Raw genomic sequence first — 14,861 nt, forward strand, 5'->3', positions numbered from 1 at the left:
TGGCTGAAAATCTTTTGTTTTCCCGTTCACTCTGAGCTTGTCGAAGGGCCGTGGATTCCGTGGCAAACCATTCTTTTTAGTGAACAGGAGAACACCATGAGCACTCCGGCAGAACAGCTGAACAGCTTCGACGACTACAAAGTCCGCGATATCACCCTGGCCGACTGGGGCCGCAAGGAAATCAACATTGCCGAGGGCGAAATGCCCGCGCTGATGGCCCTGCGTAACAAGTACAAGGGTGAGCAGCCCCTCAAGGGTGCCAACATCATGGGCTGCATCCACATGACCATTCAGACCGCGGTGCTGATCGAAACTCTGATCGAACTGGGCGCCAACGTGCGCTGGTCCTCCTGCAACATCTTTTCCACCCAGGACCAGGCCGCAGCCGCCATCGCTGCCAGCGGTATTCCCGTATTTGCCTGGAAAGGTGAAACAGAGGAAGAGTACGAATGGTGCCTGGAGCGCACGGTCGGCGCCGATGTGGAAGGCTGGGAGCCCAACCTGATCCTGGACGATGGTGGTGACCTCACCGCTCTGCTCCACGACAAATACCCGGACGTCCTGGCCAGGTGCCATGGCGTAACGGAGGAAACCACTACCGGTGTGCACCGCCTCCAGGAAATGCTGCGCGAGAAGACACTGAAAGTGCCGGCCATCAACGTCAATGATGCCGTTACCAAGTCCAAGAACGACAACAAGTACGGTTGCCGTCACAGCCTCAATGATGCCATCAAACGTGCCACCGACCACCTGCTGGCCGGCAAGAAAGCGCTGGTGATCGGCTATGGTGACGTGGGCAAGGGCTCTGCCGCCTCCCTGCGCCAGGAAGGCATGATCGTCAAGATTACCGAGGCGGACCCCATCTGTGCCATGCAGGCCTGCATGGACGGTTTTGAAGTGGTCTCCCCGTACATCAACGGTGAGAACACCGGCACTGATCAAGGTATCGACAAGGCCCTGCTGGGCACCACAGACCTGCTGGTAACCACCACCGGCAACATGAACGTCTGCGACGAGCATATGCTCAAGGCCCTCAAGAGCGGTGCTGTGGTGTGCAACATCGGCCACTTCGACAACGAGATTGATACTGCCTACATGCGCAAGAACTGGGAGTGGGACGAGGTCAAACCGCAAGTACACGTGGTTTACCGCGACAAGGCCGCCAATGATCACCTGATCCTGCTGTCCGAAGGTCGCCTGGTGAACCTGGGCAACGCCACAGGGCACCCGTCACGGATCATGGATGGCTCCTTTGCCAACCAGGTCCTGGCCCAGATGTATCTGTTCGAGCGCCGCTTTGCGGAACTGCCCACCGCTGAAAAAGCCAATGGCGTCTACGTCAAGGTGCTGCCCAAGAAACTGGACGAGGAAGTGGCGCGGGCCATGGTGGAAGGCTTCGGTGGAGTGATCACAAAGATGACTGCAGAGCAGGCGAAATACATCGGCGTGCCCGTTGAAGGTCCCTACAAGCCGGAAAGCTACAAGTACTGATTGGAAACAGACATGGAATCCCAGAAGCAATTCAAACGACGCTTCAGTTTCGAGTTTTTCCCGCCCAAGACGGATCAGGGCCGGGAAAAGCTCCAGACCGTGCGCGACCGCCTGGCGGAGGTGCACCCGGACTTCTTCTCGGTCACCTTCGGGGCCGGTGGCTCAACCCGGGATCGCACCATTGAAACGGTGCTGAACCTCCACAGCCAGGGCATCTCCACCGCGCCCCACCTGTCCTGCGTGGGGGGCACCCGGGAGAGCATTGCCGAGCTGCTGGATATCTACCGGGAAAGCGGCGTCAACCGCATCGTCGCCCTGCGGGGCGACCTGCCCTCGGGCATGGGTGCTTCCGGTGAGCTGCGCTACGCCAACGAGCTGGTAGCCTTCATCCGCGAGCACAGCGGTGACACCTTCAACCTGGAAGTGGCCGCCTACCCGGAGTTCCACCCACAGGCCCGCAATGCCGAGGAAGACCTTAAGAACTTCGCCCGCAAGGTGGAAGCCGGCGCCAACAGCGCCATCACCCAGTACTTCTTCAATGCGGACAGCTACTTCTACTTCATCGACCGGCTGGAAAAGATGAACATCACCATTCCGGTGGTGCCGGGCATCATGCCCATCGTCAACTTCTCCAGCCTGGTGCGCTTCTCTGATATGTGCGGCGCGGAAATCCCCCGCTGGATCCGCAAGCAGCTGGAAGCCTACGGTGACGATTCCGACAGCATCAGAAAGTTCGGCGAGGACGTGGTAACCCGCATGTGCGAACGCCTGCTGGCCGCCGGTGCCCCCGGCCTGCACTTCTATACCCTGAACCAGGCCGAGGCCAGCCTGAATATCTGGAACAACCTGGGTTTGGCCAACTGGGACAAGATTTCGTTCTGAGTTAGTTCAGCAGTCAGCCACGACGTATTTGTGGCTGACTGATTTCACCGGGCAGTAGCCCTGCGCCTGAACCACATCGTTCCCCAGAACACCAAGGCATTCACGAAAAAAGAGAACGCGATTTCGTAGCCCCGCAACGGATCAAACTCAAGCCTGGGAATCAGGCTCGCCAGAATCTGGAAGAGGTAAAGATAGAGTATAGCGCTGAAACCGGCGACGACCGAGAATCCCACTATCACCGTGTAGCCCGGGACGCTTCCATCCCAACGGTACCTGACTAGCGCCAGTCCGGCCAGAACTGTGGCAAGGGCATGGCCAGACACACCTTCGTAAGAGGTTGTAAGCAGATTCACTGCGAGGATGGTCACCGACAATCCCAGGAAGACCAGAAAAAAGAACAGAAGGTCGCGAGACCACACATGTTGCCTCATCTACCAAGACCCGTTTGGCTCAAGCACATATTTACAACCTGTTAGTTTACAGGAGACGCGGAGTTAATCGGCTCTCTTCTTGTTCGTCTCTCCAGCTCCCCTTGTGCCGCTTCACCTGTTGAATGGGATGCCTCTCCAATACCTACGAGTATTGTTGAAGCTGCGAACCCGACAACATTCCCTTTCGTGGCACCATGAACGATCATCTGCCAGACGCTGGCACCAACTCCGTAAGCCCCCGGATTGATACCCGCTAACGTGCTGAAACGACCAAAGCTACGGTGAAACTCTACAATATCCTCCAACTCCTCAGTCGTTAATGACCACCTCTCCCATCGTGGCTGGGCTATGACCAGAGCAATCTTCCCCTGCAATTGTCCGTAAAAAGAACGGTGAGAATTCTTGAACTGATCGATAGTCAGCATAACCTCACGCCTTTGGTGAGTTTCAAGATGTCGATATAAAACCAGGCCGGCCATTGCAGCAACGACCTGATTGTAATCAGTATCTTTAGGTACTACACGCTCTGGAAGGTCAATTACTTCGGCCAACATTAGAGCCGCTTCCTTTTGGCTTTCCGGCGTCTCGTAAGGAAGCAAATTCAAATAATCAGACATTCCCTTATCTCCTTTCCTATTTGAAGGTACAGCGCTCCGTCAGCTTCTGGAGCGCATCTTTTACTGCCGTCACGTCCAGCATATCCTCCGCTGAATCGACCAAAGTTGGCAGGAACTGAATACTGTTTAACCACAGACCGTCTTGAGCAAGCCAATAGGCATGTAGCTGAACCTGCTTAGCCATCTGAACACGTAAGACCTCGCTACGCCCCCCCAACGGCTCAAGTGTCGCCACGCTCTCTATTTCGTACGGTAGTTCGCTGTAGAAATAGGGTATAAAAGAGGCGTTATCGACGGCGAACCCGCCTTTCCCTATTGGGGTAAATTCCACTCTTCCTGCTCGTTGTCTGCGGATCGTCCACAACTCAAAATAACTCCCTGCGTCCCAGCCGAAACTAAGTGTTTCTGACTCACCAGAGTCATACGCTTCGTTAACGAAAAATCCAGGAGAGGAAACAAAATCATCGAGGTCACATCGCAACTTACCGGAAGGGCTCGTATAGGTACTTTCAACCAACGGAACTATCACCGGCGGGCCAGCTTTCGTTAACGCCGGCCCTTGAAAAATAAGAAAAGCGATGAAGAAAAACAATAGAAGCGTATGCGCACTATTCCTTTGCACTGGGGCCCCTCCTTGGGTTGACGCGCCGATAATAAGAGATTTCCTTGAGGCACTCAACCCACCTATACACAAAGCAATTCAGTCAGTTCGCCGGTAACTGCTCCCTGTATCGACACTCCGAAAACAAGCCACCTTCTATTTACCTGAAAATCCAGGTGACATGGTCTATCCTGATACAGGTATGTCCCTAATCTGAAAGGAGATCCCATGAACACCAACTGGATGAAACCCCTCGGCGTGGCTGCTGCGCTGTCGCTGACCACGACCCTCGCGTCCGCAGAAACCCTGAAAGTGGTCACCGACCCGAGCTTTGTTCCCTTCGAGATGATGGACCAGGAAACCGGCGAGATGATCGGTTTCGATATGGAGATCATTGCAGAAGTAGCCGAGCGGGCCGGGTTCGAATACGACCTGCAGACCATGGACTTCAATGGCATTATTCCAGCCCTGCAGACCGGTAATGTGGACATTGCCATTGCCGGCATCACCATCACTGAAGAGCGCAAGGAAATCGTCGACTTTTCGGATCCCTACTATGATTCCGGCCTGCGCATTCTGGTACGCGCAGACAATGACTCGGTGGAAGCCCTGGAGGATCTGGAAGGACTGGAGGTCGGCACAAAGATCGGCAGTACCAGCTATGACTTCCTGACCCGCGAACTGGAAGATGACGACGGCGTTACCCCCTACCCTGGCAGCTCGGATATGTACATGGCCCTGATGAGCCGCTCCATTGATGCGGTTTTCTATGACGCCCCCAACGTTGGCTACTTTGCCCAGACCAAGGGCGAAGGCCGGGTCAAGACCGTCGGGCCGTTGTACGAAGGCCAGCAGTACGGCATCGCGCTGAAGAAAGGCAGCGAATGGGTGGATGAGGTCAACGAGGCCCTCGCCTCCATGCAGGAAGATGGCACCTACGACGAGATCTACAAGAAATGGTTCGGTGAGCTGCCGGAAGACGAGTAAGCCTTCACTCTCATGACAACCCGCGCCGGAGCCCGTGTGCTCCGGCGCTTTTCATTGGGCTGAACGGAGAAACAGAACGTGGAGTTTCAGTTCCAGTTCGACTGGCAGGCAGCGATTCATTCCATTCCCTACCTGCTCAAGGGCGTCCCCTACACCCTGCTGATTTCTTTCGGCGGCCTGGCCATCGGCTTTGTTCTCGGCATTATTTTCGGCTTGCTGAGCATCAACAAACACTGGTTCCTGCGCTGGCCTGCCACGGCCTATATTGAGATCTTCCGTGGTACCCCTATCCTGGTGCAAGTATTGTTCATTTTCTATGGTCTGCCGGACCTGGTTGGCGGGCCCATTGACCCGCTGACTGCCGGTATTGCCGCAATTGCGCTGAACTCCGGCGCCTACATCTCGGAAGTGGTCCGTGGTGGTGTCCAGTCCATCGACAAGGGCCAGACTGAGGCAGGCCTGTCCCTGGGCCTGTCCCGCACCCAGACCTTCTGGGCCATCGTCTGGCCCCAGGCCTTCCGCCGCATGATTCCGCCCCTGGGTAACCAGGCCATCGTTTCCATCAAGGACACCTCGCTGTTCTCGGTGATCGGCGTTGGCGAACTGGTGCGTCAGGGTCAGGTATATATCGCCAACACCTTCACCGCCTTCGAAGTTTACTTCATGGTGGCGATACTCTACCTGATGATCACCCTGTCACTGTCACTGATCCTGCGCCTGGTTGAGCGGCGCGGGCTGACGTCGGTTTAAGGAGCGGAAGTATGAGCCAGATAGTCAAGATGCAGGGCATGAACAAGTACTTCGGCAAGCTCCATGTGCTGAAGGACATCAACCTCACCGTGGAAGCCGGCGAGGTGGTGGTGATTATCGGGGCCAGCGGGTCCGGCAAGTCAACCCTGATTCGCTGCGTGAACGGGCTGGAGCCTTTCGAGTCCGGCAAGCTGGAGGTGGACGGTCACCCGCTGGCGCCCAAGGGTGGCAACCAGAAATCCCTGGCGGAGATCCGCAAGGAAGTGGGCATGGTGTTCCAGCAGTTCAACCTGTTCCCCCACCTGACGGTGAAGAAGAACATCATGCTGGCCCCGATGAAGGTGAAGAACACACCCCAGGTTGTGGCCAACGGGACGGCGGAGCGGCTGCTTCAGCGGGTGGGCATTGCGGACCAGGCCAGCAAGTACCCCAGCCATCTCTCAGGCGGCCAGCAACAGCGGGTGGCTATTGCCCGCGCGCTGGCCATGGAACCCCGGCTGATGCTGTTCGATGAGCCGACCTCGGCCCTGGACCCGGAGATGATCGGTGAGGTTCTCGATGTGATGCGGGAGCTGGCCAAGGAAGGCATGACGATGATGGTGGTGACCCATGAGATGGGCTTCGCCCGGGAGGTGGCTGACCGGGTGATCTATATCCACGAGGGTCAGATTGTTGAAGAAGGCAAGCCTGAGGATGTGTTTGATAACCCGCAGAATGAGCGGACCCAGTCGTTTCTTTCCCGGGTGCTTAAGCACTAAGCAGGTGACCAAATAGGCCCTTGCGGTTTGGGGGCTGGACCGGGGGTGGTGGTAGCGCTTTCTCCGCCGCAATTCAGGGGCCATCCCTGGCACCCGCCTTGCTCCGCGCCATCCATGGCGCTGCTGCGAAAGCGCTACCACCACCCCCGATCCGCTCTAGCAATAGAGTTACCTCTACTAAAATCCGTTGGAATAACCAGCTCACTCCGTTTTTTGTTCAGCTGATCAGTAAGTTCCCGAATACTGCTGGCGCCCGATGGGGGCCAAAAATAACTCCAGTCGCGTTATCGAAAAGGCCCGTCGGACGTGTGGTGTAGGGGGGATTTCGTAACAGCGCCAGGGATGGCGCGGAGCAAGGCCGGCCCAGGGACGGGCCGTGAATTGCGGTGAAGAAATCCCCCCTACACCATGCGGCCAGCCACCAGACCAGCCAGGCTACCAACAAAAAACAGCCCCTTCCTACCAATCGCCGTTAACTGTATTATCCGTTCTGGTTAACAGCCAACATCCACCAATAAGCAAACAGAACCGGAGCCAAACATGCGCAATGCCGACCTGGTCGCCCGTGACCTGAAATCCGTCTGGCACCCCTGTACCCAGATGAAGGACCACGAATCCCTGCCGCTGATCCCCATCAAGAAAGGCGAAGGCGTCTGGCTGGAAGACTTCGAAGGCAACCGCTACATCGACGCCGTCAGCTCCTGGTGGGTTAACCTGTTCGGCCACGCCAACCCCCGCATCAACGGTGCCATCCGCGACCAGATCGAGAAACTGGAGCACGTTATCCTCGCCGGCTTCAGTCATGAACCCGTAGTGGAACTGTCCGAAAGGCTGATTGAAGTAACGCCGGAAGGCCTGAACAAATGCTTCTACGCCGACAACGGCTCATCCGCCATCGAGGCGGCCCTGAAAATGAGCTACCACTACTGGAAAAACCACGGCAAGCCCGGCAAGAAAAACTTCGTCAACCTGTCCAACAGCTACCATGGTGAAACCCTCGGTGCCCTGGCCCTTGGCGACGTAGCGCTCTACAAGGACACCTACCAGCCACTGCTGATGGAAGTGCTCACTGCCCCCTCGCCCGATGCCTACAACAAGGAGCCGGGAGAGACCGACGAAGAGTACGCACTGCGCCAGTTCGAGGCCATGGACAAACTGCTGGCCGAGAAGCATGACGAGATCTGTGCCGTTGTCGTCGAGCCACTGATCCAGTGCGCCGGGGGCATGCGCATGCACCACCCCATCTACCACACTAAGTTGCGGGAAGCCTGCGACCGTTACGGCGTGCACCTGATTGCCGACGAGATCGCCGTCGGCTTTGGTCGCACCGGCACCCTGTTTGCTTGCGAGCAGGCGGGCATTACCCCGGACTTCATGTGCCTGTCCAAGGGCCTGACCGCCGGTTACCTGCCCCTGTCAGTGGTGCTGACCACCGACAATGTCTACAACGCGTTCTACGACGACTACGAAACCCTGAGGGCCTTCCTGCACAGCCACAGCTATACCGGCAACCCCATCGGGTGTGCCGTCGCCCTGGCCACCCTGGATATCTTCCGGGATGACGATGTAATCAATGCCAACAGGGCCCTGGCCCGCTGCATGACGGAGTCGGTCGCCCACCTGGCCGATCACCCCAACGTAGGTGACATCCGCCAGCACGGCATGACCATGGCTATCGAAATGGTCAAAGACCGTAAAACGAAAGAGCCCTTCCCCTGGCAGGAACGCCGTGGAATCCGGGTCTATCAGCACTCACTTACCCGGGAAGCCCTGCTGCGCCCCCTGGGCAACGTAGTCTACTTCATGCCCCCCTACGTGATCACCGAAGAGCAGATTCGCCACCTGGCACAGGTGGCCACCGAAGGTATCGACGTCGCTGTTCGCGACTGACCCTGACGTAACTGACTGGCGCAAGGGCCCGGGTTTTCGGTAACCTGACGCCCTTGTATCCGTTCCAGGCAGGTTCACTCTGTGCGTAACCCCAGAATCCACACCAGCGCTCCCTTGCAAGCGGGCCAGACGGTCATCCTCGATGATAACGCCGCCCACCATGTGGGCAAGGTGCTGCGGATGCAGCCTGGCCAGCCGCTGGAGCTGTTCAACGGCGATGGCAGTAACTACCCGGCCGAACTCAACGAGGTTGGCAAGAAACAGGTCACGGCCCGCGTGCTTCGGGAAGAGCCCAGTACCTGCGAACACCGGCTGAGGATCGTACTCGGCCAGGTAATTTCCAAGGGCGACCGGATGGACTACGCCGTTCAGAAAAGCACCGAACTGGGAGTGGATACCATTGTGCCCCTGACCAGCGAGCGCTGCGATGTCCGTCTCAAGGGCGACCGGGAAGACAAGCGCATCCGCCACTGGCAGCAGGTGGCCATCAGCGCCGCCGAACAGTGCGGCCGTGCCACGGTACCCGTCATTGCCCCGCTTGCGTCCCTGGGTGACTGGTTCGGACAGAGCCACAGCTGTGATCTGCGGCTGGTGCTGCACCACCGGACCGAGCAGGCACTTGACCAGCTGCCCCCGCCGGCGAAGGGTATCGCCCTGCTGGTTGGCCCGGAAGGCGGGCTGACCCCGGCAGAGATCGCCATGGCACAGGAGCACGGCTTCCGTCCGACTGCACTCGGCCCCCGGGTACTGAGAACAGAAACCGCCCCTGTGGCAGCGCTTACCCTGTGCCAGTGGCTCTGGGGTGACTTCCGGGAATGAGATTACGACCTGCAGCCAGGGCGCAGGCAACGGCAACAGGACTGTACTATACTGCGACAGCAGATTCGGGACCGTAACCTCGTGAAAACCCAGATATCTTCAAGGAGAAACACCGGATGCCGGGTATTCTATCCTGGATAATGGACAGGCTGTTCCAGGGCCACGGTGCCGCGGACTCCCGAAATCCCGCCAGTAACGGGTTTTCCACCCGAAAACGGCCATCGGACAGCCTGCAACCCGATCCGGACCGTTCCGCCAGGGACCGGCTGGACGACCACCTGTTCTGCTGGTTGCTGGACTGCAGCCCGAGACAACTGACCACACCTTCACCGTTCACCGGCAAGATCCTGCGGGAAATCGAAAACCGGCTGGATAGCAACCGGCTGGAAGAACTGCCCCGGCAGCCCCTGACACTGCCGACCCTGATGCGAACCCTGGCCAGCGAGTCCACCACCCGCAAGGATGTCACGGGTATCATACTCAGTGACGCCGCGCTGACCGACCAGGTGCTGCAGGTAGCTAACAGCCCCTTTTTCAAGGCCGGGGACCAGACAGTGGAAACCGTTGACCAGGCGGTCTTTCTGCTTGGCCTTGATGGCATCCGCAATGTGGCTTCAGCCTCGGTGATGCGCCCCATGCTGGCAGCGCGCAACTCCACCGAGTCCACCTTTACCCAACGGGTCTGGCGCTGGGGCCTGAGCTGTGCGCGGGCGTCTGAACTGATTGCGCTGAACCGCAAGGAAGAAAGCACCAGTTATTTCATGACCGGCCTGTTGCCGGCACTGGCTTACCTCACCCTGAGGCGAGAGGTGCAGTCCATTATCCGTCGGCGCTATCCGGACCAGCATGCCACGCCCCAGATGTATTACGAGGCCATGCACCGGTTTGCCTGGGCCACCGCCCAGAAAGTGGCCAGGGCCTGGAACCTGCCGCCCCGCTACCATGCACTGCTACTGACCGCCGAGCGTCCCGTGCCAGGCAATGACCATTCACCGCTGAATGACGGCCTGGTACTTGGCACCCGGGAAGTCCTGCGTGACGCTCACCAGCGCAACCTGGCCGACGATGAGCTCCAGGCCCTTATATCCCTCGAAACCCGCCAGCTCGATAAAGTCCGCCAGATCCTGTCACGCTTTCTCGCCGAGGGACTCTCCAGCCGTTGAGACCATCGCAGGGCGAAGCAGCTCGGCGAAGGAGCGTGTCTTGTCGGCGCTGACGGTGGGATACATCTCGGGGGGCAGCACGTTCGGAAGCCGTGCCATCACTCCCTCCTCGTCCTCACGCACGGCTTCCAGCACGTCCCCTACCCGGATCAGTTCCAACGCACGCCCCGGCACCAGGTAGTCACCGGATGAGCCCGCAAGATTCAGCAGCCCCTTGCGAATCAGCTTGTCGGAAATGCGGCGGGTAATCTCCCCGGGAACCCGCATTTCCTGCTCCAGGGTTTCCTGCTGGGGTGCGGGGCGACCCTCGCTGAAGGGCTTGCAGACCCGCCACATCAATACCAGCGCCACCTTCTCCTGTAACTCGGGCGACGGGTCCACATCACGACGCCGGGACACGTTACCGGGGTTCTGCAAATAGAATGAAATGCTCGAACCCGCCAACAGGATCATCCAGTTGATATAGATCCAGATCAGCAAAATGATGCCGATGGCAAAGCTTGAATAAATAGCCGCATACCGGGTAGAGCCCGCCACAAATGAGGCGAAGATCATGCCAGCGGCCTGCCAGGTCACCCCCGCGATCAGACCGCCAATAAATGCATACCGCAGCTTCACCCGGGTATTGGGGATAAAGATATACACGAAGGTAAACGCCGCCACCACCAGCATGAAGGGCGTCATCCGGCTGGCGACAAGAACGGCGGTACCGAGGGGTTCTATCTCGATCAGCCGCTGCACAAACTCCGATGAGAAAATCGTGGCGGTAATACCGATAGCCGAAACCATCAACAGGGGGCCGATCATGATCACGCTCAGATAGTTACTGAAGCGTTGGGCCAGGGAGCGCATCTCCGGCACCCGCCAGATCATGTTGAAGGAACGCTCGATTTTCTGCACCAGGGCAATCACGGTGTAGACCAGCAGCGCCAGGCCCACTGAGCCCAGTACGCCCACCTTCATGTTGTCCACGAACCCCAGGATCTGCTCGGCCAGTTCCGTGCCCTGATCGCCCAACGGCTGAAAGAACTGGTACAGGAACGGCTCAATGCGCTGATGCACGCCCATGGCCTTGAGCACCGAGAAACTCAGCGCCAGCAGCGGCACGATGCTGAGCAGGGTGGTATAGACCAGGCTCATCGCATGGAGGGTCAACTGCCCGCTGAGAATATCCCGCGCCACCGCATAGGCAACCCGCCCCGCCTTGTACAGCCATGTCCAGGGCCATCTCTCGGGCGGATTCGGATTGGACAGTATCCACCGTTCGGCGGCGTTGAAACGCTCTTTGAACTGGAATGAAGCCACGCAACGTCCTTAGTAAAAGCCAGCGGCATCGCACAACGGGTTATAACCATCCAGAGGGACAGCATAAACGCGGGACTGCCTTTATTTTCCGGGATATAGGGGAGAGTATGGCTTAAAACGCGGCGGGGGAAAAATGCCGGTGGGGGCTGGACCCCACCGGCGTGGACGTATCACTCCCTGGTAGCGAGGGTACGCAGGTTTTCATTGATCTTGAAAATCACGATGAGCAGCTCACAGTAAACCCGTGTCAGCAGTACACCACCGACGATAATGCCGAGGCCCATCAGAAAGCTGGCGAAGGTGAATCCGCGATAACCGGAAAACATGCTCGCAATGCCGCCAAGCGCGACTGCAACAATCGAGAGCCAGTAAATCACTGTGATGATTTTCGGCGTAATCATGGAATCAAAGTTCAGAAAAGACTTAAACATTCTACTTTTTCCTAGGTTATTAACGACTGAGTAAACTCACTGCTGCCTGATCCCTGCCCTGTGCTAACAGGGATCAATGGGCAGGCAGGTACGCTTACGGGTTCCCCGAATCGCTTCGTTCGGATCCTCTGCCTCGGCCCAGGCAGGGCGGCGGAGCACCTGCCCCTTCCCCTGCACTTCGCCATCGACTACCCGCGCGTAGGCCAGCTTGGGCGTACTACGGGTAACCTCCACCGTGGCCACCGGGCGCTCGGAGCGCCCCAGACCGCTGCCGGTGTGGCTGTTACGTACCTGATCCCCGAGGGCAAACACTTCCCATTGCTGCCCCGCTTTCATCAGGTGTCCGCCCATGTTGATGACCAGTTCATCACCCTCATGGGCTTCAACCAGCGGCGGCCAGACAACGTCGATGACCGCCAGGGCCACTTCCTCACCCGCTTTCCCGAACAGGGACTGCAGTGAGCCGGGAGAGCCGTCCAGCTCAATGCCCAGCCGGGCCGGCGAAAGGTTCATGGTCTGCGTCCAGACAATAGTGCCGGTAGCCGGCACCACTACCCGTGCCTCGAGCACCAGGCCGCCGGACTGCCGGCGACTCCGCTCACCGGTCAGGCCGGAAACCTTCTCTTCAACATTCAGCGTCAGGTCAGTCACCTGTGCAGTCACCAGGTACTCGGCTCCCAGCTCGTTACCGAGCATGGCCTTTTCCTGCACCGGAACGTCTTCACCGCGCATCCGGTCCCGCTCTGAGAGAATCGCGTTTTCCTTGTCACGGGCGAGCATCGCAAATCGCCGGGACTGTACCAGCGCTTCGGTAATGGACTGGGTCATCCGGTCCGAAACTTCCTCTCTGGACAAGCGGCGGCCATCCACCTCGTAGAAGGGGCGTGCCGGCCAGACCGGGTAAACTGCCATGCGCCAGCGCCCGTCATTGGGGTTTCCCGGCGACCGGTAGACCGGTACGTCAACGGTCAGGCGAGCCAGCTTCCCACCGCCAGGGGCATCGGTAATGGAGCGGATGCGATAGCCACTGATCAGGCCTTCACTGGCAACGCTGGTCTGGCTACTGGAGCCGGACTGGATTTCCACGCTGGCCTCGCGACCGTCCCCGGTGCGCACTGACATGCGGCTCAGGGCTGACTGCACCTGCCTGCTGGCACTGATCTGGGCGCCCCGAACCTGGCGTACCGCGTCCCCGAGGGCGTTGAAAATGGCCTGTTCCCGGTTGATGCCGGTGGCTTCCGCCTGGACAGTCCGCGTCTCGGTGGCCGCCATGGCCAGCCCGGGAACCAGCATCAGCAGCAGGATCGCCAGCTTGTGCCTTACCATGAGCCAAACGATCCTGTGCTGCGAGTGGATTTCTGTGTTGCGGGCTGTCCCTGGCTTTCGGTATTTTCGGCCGCTGCTTTCTCAGGCTTTTTGTCCAGCCCCTGGGCTTTCGCGGAGGTGCCCGGTGACCAGTACTTCACATACCCCAGGTAGGGGTGTTGCGTGGCAGGATCTACCGCATCCCATTGCCCCACGGTCTGGACACCGGTCAGACGGGCATTGGCCTCGGATTTGAGGATGTTATTGACCATCCGTCCGATACCTTCAGAGGTCTTGATCTCGGTACGACCGTCACCCCGGGTTTCACGCACCTTCTGCTTGAGCTTGCGGCGGGTGGTTTCCTTCTGCCCCTGCACCGTCATGGAGGCAAACTGGGCGAGCCAGCCGTCAGCCATTGTCATGGCTTCTTCGCGGGCCGCTTCCATCTCTGCTGCAATTTCAAATTCTTCCATATTGCCGCGGGTCAGTTGCGGACCGGAGGTGCCAAATGACAACAGTCCGTAGCGCCCGTTGGCATCAACCACTGGCTGAACACCGAAGTAACCCAGCATGGGCTCCCCTTCCCGCAGCTGCGGGTCCAGGCGCTCGCGAATCTCGTCAAGGGAGATGGCCTGGGCGGAATTCACATCACCGGTACGAAGCTGGCGACCGAACTCACTGAAACGGTCAGAGCGAACCACCACCACACTCATCCGGCCGTTGTTGACCGGGCCGTCACCGCCCACTTCCTCAATGACGCCAAAGATCCCGACCCCACTCAGGCGCCCCATGGCACGCCAGGTGGTTTCACTGACGAATTCGTCGTAGATCAGGTCTTTGCGCTCGGCGACGGTCATTTCCGGAAGGCCTGACGGGTCTGCCCCAAGCTCTTCCAGAAGGGCATTCATGCTCTGTACAGTCAGTTCGGCGGCGCGACCGGCTACCGCCTTGCCCAGCGCATCCATACTGGTGGTGTCGCGCACGTCCTCAGGCAGGTCGTCTTTCATGAACCGGTCTGCCAGGGACACGCCGATATCCACGGAATCCTGCGATACCAATTCCCCCATGGCTTTCAGGAAGGCCTCCTCAGTCGCAATGACCCGGGCCTGGCTGAACTGGATTGTGGACGGGTCCGCAGCAATAGCCTGACTGGCAACCACCAGGGTGCCACCGGCCGGGTTCTTGTCGGACTCACCACGCACCCAGCCGCGGGCATCCAGGAACTCCTGGATTTTCTTGTCACCAGGATCCACTTCGGAAACTGCCATGAACGGAGACGGTGGGGTCTTGCTGGCCTCCTGATCGGCCGCCTGGGCCTGGTCAGCGAGATCACCTTCCTGGGCCAGCGTGGGGGCGGGCACTGCTGACAGCAGGCCGGCAATAACAACCGAGAGAGCCGTATTACGAATATCCATCATCATTTCCCCGTTT

At 58.7% G+C, this 14,861-nt stretch carries 15 protein-coding genes; 8 read left to right on the forward strand and 7 right to left on the reverse strand.

From position 1 onward, the window contains the following. The first annotated feature begins 96 nt into the window (after positions 1-96). Together ahcY and metF are read left to right on the forward strand one after the other, a co-directional pair. Positions 97-1,491, forward strand: coding sequence for an adenosylhomocysteinase (gene ahcY, locus ACESMZ_RS12685; protein WP_372958377.1), 1,395 nt, complete (start codon positions 97-99; stop codon positions 1,489-1,491). 12 nt (positions 1,492-1,503) lie between these two features. Next, on the forward strand, positions 1,504-2,373 hold the full coding sequence (gene metF / locus ACESMZ_RS12690) for a methylenetetrahydrofolate reductase [NAD(P)H] (RefSeq protein WP_372972715.1): 870 nt from the start codon (positions 1,504-1,506) through the stop codon (positions 2,371-2,373). Positions 2,374-2,417: 44 nt separating this feature from the next. On the opposite strand, the gene ACESMZ_RS12695 is transcribed toward metF, so the two are convergent. The 3 genes from ACESMZ_RS12695 to ACESMZ_RS12705 are packed head-to-tail and all read right to left on the reverse strand — an operon-like array spanning position 2,418 to position 4,043. Further along, positions 2,418-2,792 carry a hypothetical protein gene (locus ACESMZ_RS12695; protein ID WP_372958375.1) on the reverse strand — a complete coding sequence of 125 codons (375 nt, stop codon included), beginning with the start codon at positions 2,790-2,792 and terminating at the stop codon, positions 2,418-2,420. A 53-nt stretch (positions 2,793-2,845) separates the two neighbouring features. Further along, complete coding sequence (locus ACESMZ_RS12700; protein ID WP_372958374.1) at positions 2,846-3,421, reverse strand: hypothetical protein; 576 nt, start codon at positions 3,419-3,421, stop codon at positions 2,846-2,848. Between the two features lie 16 nt (positions 3,422-3,437). After that, positions 3,438-4,043, reverse strand: a complete 606-nt coding sequence (locus tag ACESMZ_RS12705) for a hypothetical protein (protein WP_372958373.1) — start codon at positions 4,041-4,043, stop codon at positions 3,438-3,440. 207 nt (positions 4,044-4,250) lie between these two features. On the opposite strand from ACESMZ_RS12705, the gene ACESMZ_RS12710 reads away from it, so the two are divergent. From ACESMZ_RS12710 to ACESMZ_RS12735, 6 genes are all read left to right on the forward strand, one after another. Next, a complete protein-coding gene (locus ACESMZ_RS12710) occupies positions 4,251-5,009 on the forward strand; it encodes a transporter substrate-binding domain-containing protein (protein ID WP_372958372.1) in 759 nt (252 codons plus the stop codon). A 78-nt stretch (positions 5,010-5,087) separates the two neighbouring features. Next, positions 5,088-5,759 (forward strand): amino acid ABC transporter permease, encoded by a 672-nt coding sequence (locus tag ACESMZ_RS12715; RefSeq protein WP_372958371.1) that lies wholly within the window; start codon positions 5,088-5,090, stop codon positions 5,757-5,759. Positions 5,760-5,770: 11 nt separating this feature from the next. Further along, positions 5,771-6,517, forward strand: a complete 747-nt coding sequence (locus tag ACESMZ_RS12720; protein ID WP_372958370.1) for an amino acid ABC transporter ATP-binding protein — start codon at positions 5,771-5,773, stop codon at positions 6,515-6,517. A gap of 540 nt (positions 6,518-7,057) precedes the next feature. After that, a complete protein-coding gene (locus ACESMZ_RS12725) occupies positions 7,058-8,407 on the forward strand; it encodes an adenosylmethionine--8-amino-7-oxononanoate transaminase (RefSeq protein ID WP_372972716.1) in 1,350 nt (449 codons plus the stop codon). Between the two features lie 81 nt (positions 8,408-8,488). Continuing rightward, complete coding sequence (locus ACESMZ_RS12730) at positions 8,489-9,226, forward strand: 16S rRNA (uracil(1498)-N(3))-methyltransferase (RefSeq protein ID WP_372972717.1); 738 nt, start codon at positions 8,489-8,491, stop codon at positions 9,224-9,226. Positions 9,227-9,342: 116 nt separating this feature from the next. Then, complete coding sequence (locus ACESMZ_RS12735; protein WP_372972718.1) at positions 9,343-10,389, forward strand: HDOD domain-containing protein; 1,047 nt, start codon at positions 9,343-9,345, stop codon at positions 10,387-10,389. Here the strand turns inward: ACESMZ_RS12735 and ACESMZ_RS12740 are convergent. The 4 genes from ACESMZ_RS12740 to ACESMZ_RS12755 form a co-directional block, all read right to left on the reverse strand. Continuing rightward, positions 10,354-11,694: a YihY/virulence factor BrkB family protein gene (locus ACESMZ_RS12740; protein ID WP_372972719.1), complete on the reverse strand. Its 1,341-nt coding sequence runs from the start codon at positions 11,692-11,694 to the stop codon at positions 10,354-10,356. The two genes, ACESMZ_RS12735 and ACESMZ_RS12740, sit on opposite strands and share 36 nt — an antisense overlap. A 170-nt stretch (positions 11,695-11,864) precedes the next feature. Then, on the reverse strand, positions 11,865-12,125 hold the full coding sequence (locus tag ACESMZ_RS12745; protein WP_372958365.1) for a DUF4282 domain-containing protein: 261 nt from the start codon (positions 12,123-12,125) through the stop codon (positions 11,865-11,867). A 63-nt stretch (positions 12,126-12,188) separates the two neighbouring features. Next, positions 12,189-13,451, reverse strand: a complete 1,263-nt coding sequence (locus tag ACESMZ_RS12750) for a CsgG/HfaB family protein (RefSeq protein WP_372958364.1) — start codon at positions 13,449-13,451, stop codon at positions 12,189-12,191. Further along, positions 13,445-14,845: a DUF6844 domain-containing protein gene (locus tag ACESMZ_RS12755; protein WP_372972720.1), complete on the reverse strand. Its 1,401-nt coding sequence runs from the start codon at positions 14,843-14,845 to the stop codon at positions 13,445-13,447. The genes ACESMZ_RS12750 and ACESMZ_RS12755 overlap by 7 nt, the downstream gene beginning before the upstream one ends. Between the last annotated feature and the right edge of the window lie 16 nt (positions 14,846-14,861).

Source organism: Marinobacter sp. (assembly GCF_041690615.1).
Lineage (GTDB): Bacteria > Pseudomonadota > Gammaproteobacteria > Pseudomonadales > Oleiphilaceae > Marinobacter.

Coding starts and splice junctions, on each gene's coding strand:
- ACESMZ_RS12700 (WP_372958374.1), bottom strand. CDS start 3,421: ATGTCTGATTATTTGAATTTGCTTCCTTACGAGACGCCGGAAAGCCAA.
- ACESMZ_RS12710 (WP_372958372.1), top strand. CDS start 4,251: ATGAACACCAACTGGATGAAACCCCTCGGCGTGGCTGCTGCGCTGTCG.
- ACESMZ_RS12735 (WP_372972718.1), top strand. CDS start 9,343: ATGCCGGGTATTCTATCCTGGATAATGGACAGGCTGTTCCAGGGCCAC.
- ACESMZ_RS12725 (WP_372972716.1), top strand. CDS start 7,058: ATGCGCAATGCCGACCTGGTCGCCCGTGACCTGAAATCCGTCTGGCAC.
- metF (WP_372972715.1), top strand. CDS start 1,504: ATGGAATCCCAGAAGCAATTCAAACGACGCTTCAGTTTCGAGTTTTTC.
- ACESMZ_RS12755 (WP_372972720.1), bottom strand. CDS start 14,845: ATGGATATTCGTAATACGGCTCTCTCGGTTGTTATTGCCGGCCTGCTG.
- ACESMZ_RS12720 (WP_372958370.1), top strand. CDS start 5,771: ATGAGCCAGATAGTCAAGATGCAGGGCATGAACAAGTACTTCGGCAAG.
- ACESMZ_RS12745 (WP_372958365.1), bottom strand. CDS start 12,125: ATGTTTAAGTCTTTTCTGAACTTTGATTCCATGATTACGCCGAAAATC.
- ACESMZ_RS12750 (WP_372958364.1), bottom strand. CDS start 13,451: ATGGTAAGGCACAAGCTGGCGATCCTGCTGCTGATGCTGGTTCCCGGG.
- ahcY (WP_372958377.1), top strand. CDS start 97: ATGAGCACTCCGGCAGAACAGCTGAACAGCTTCGACGACTACAAAGTC.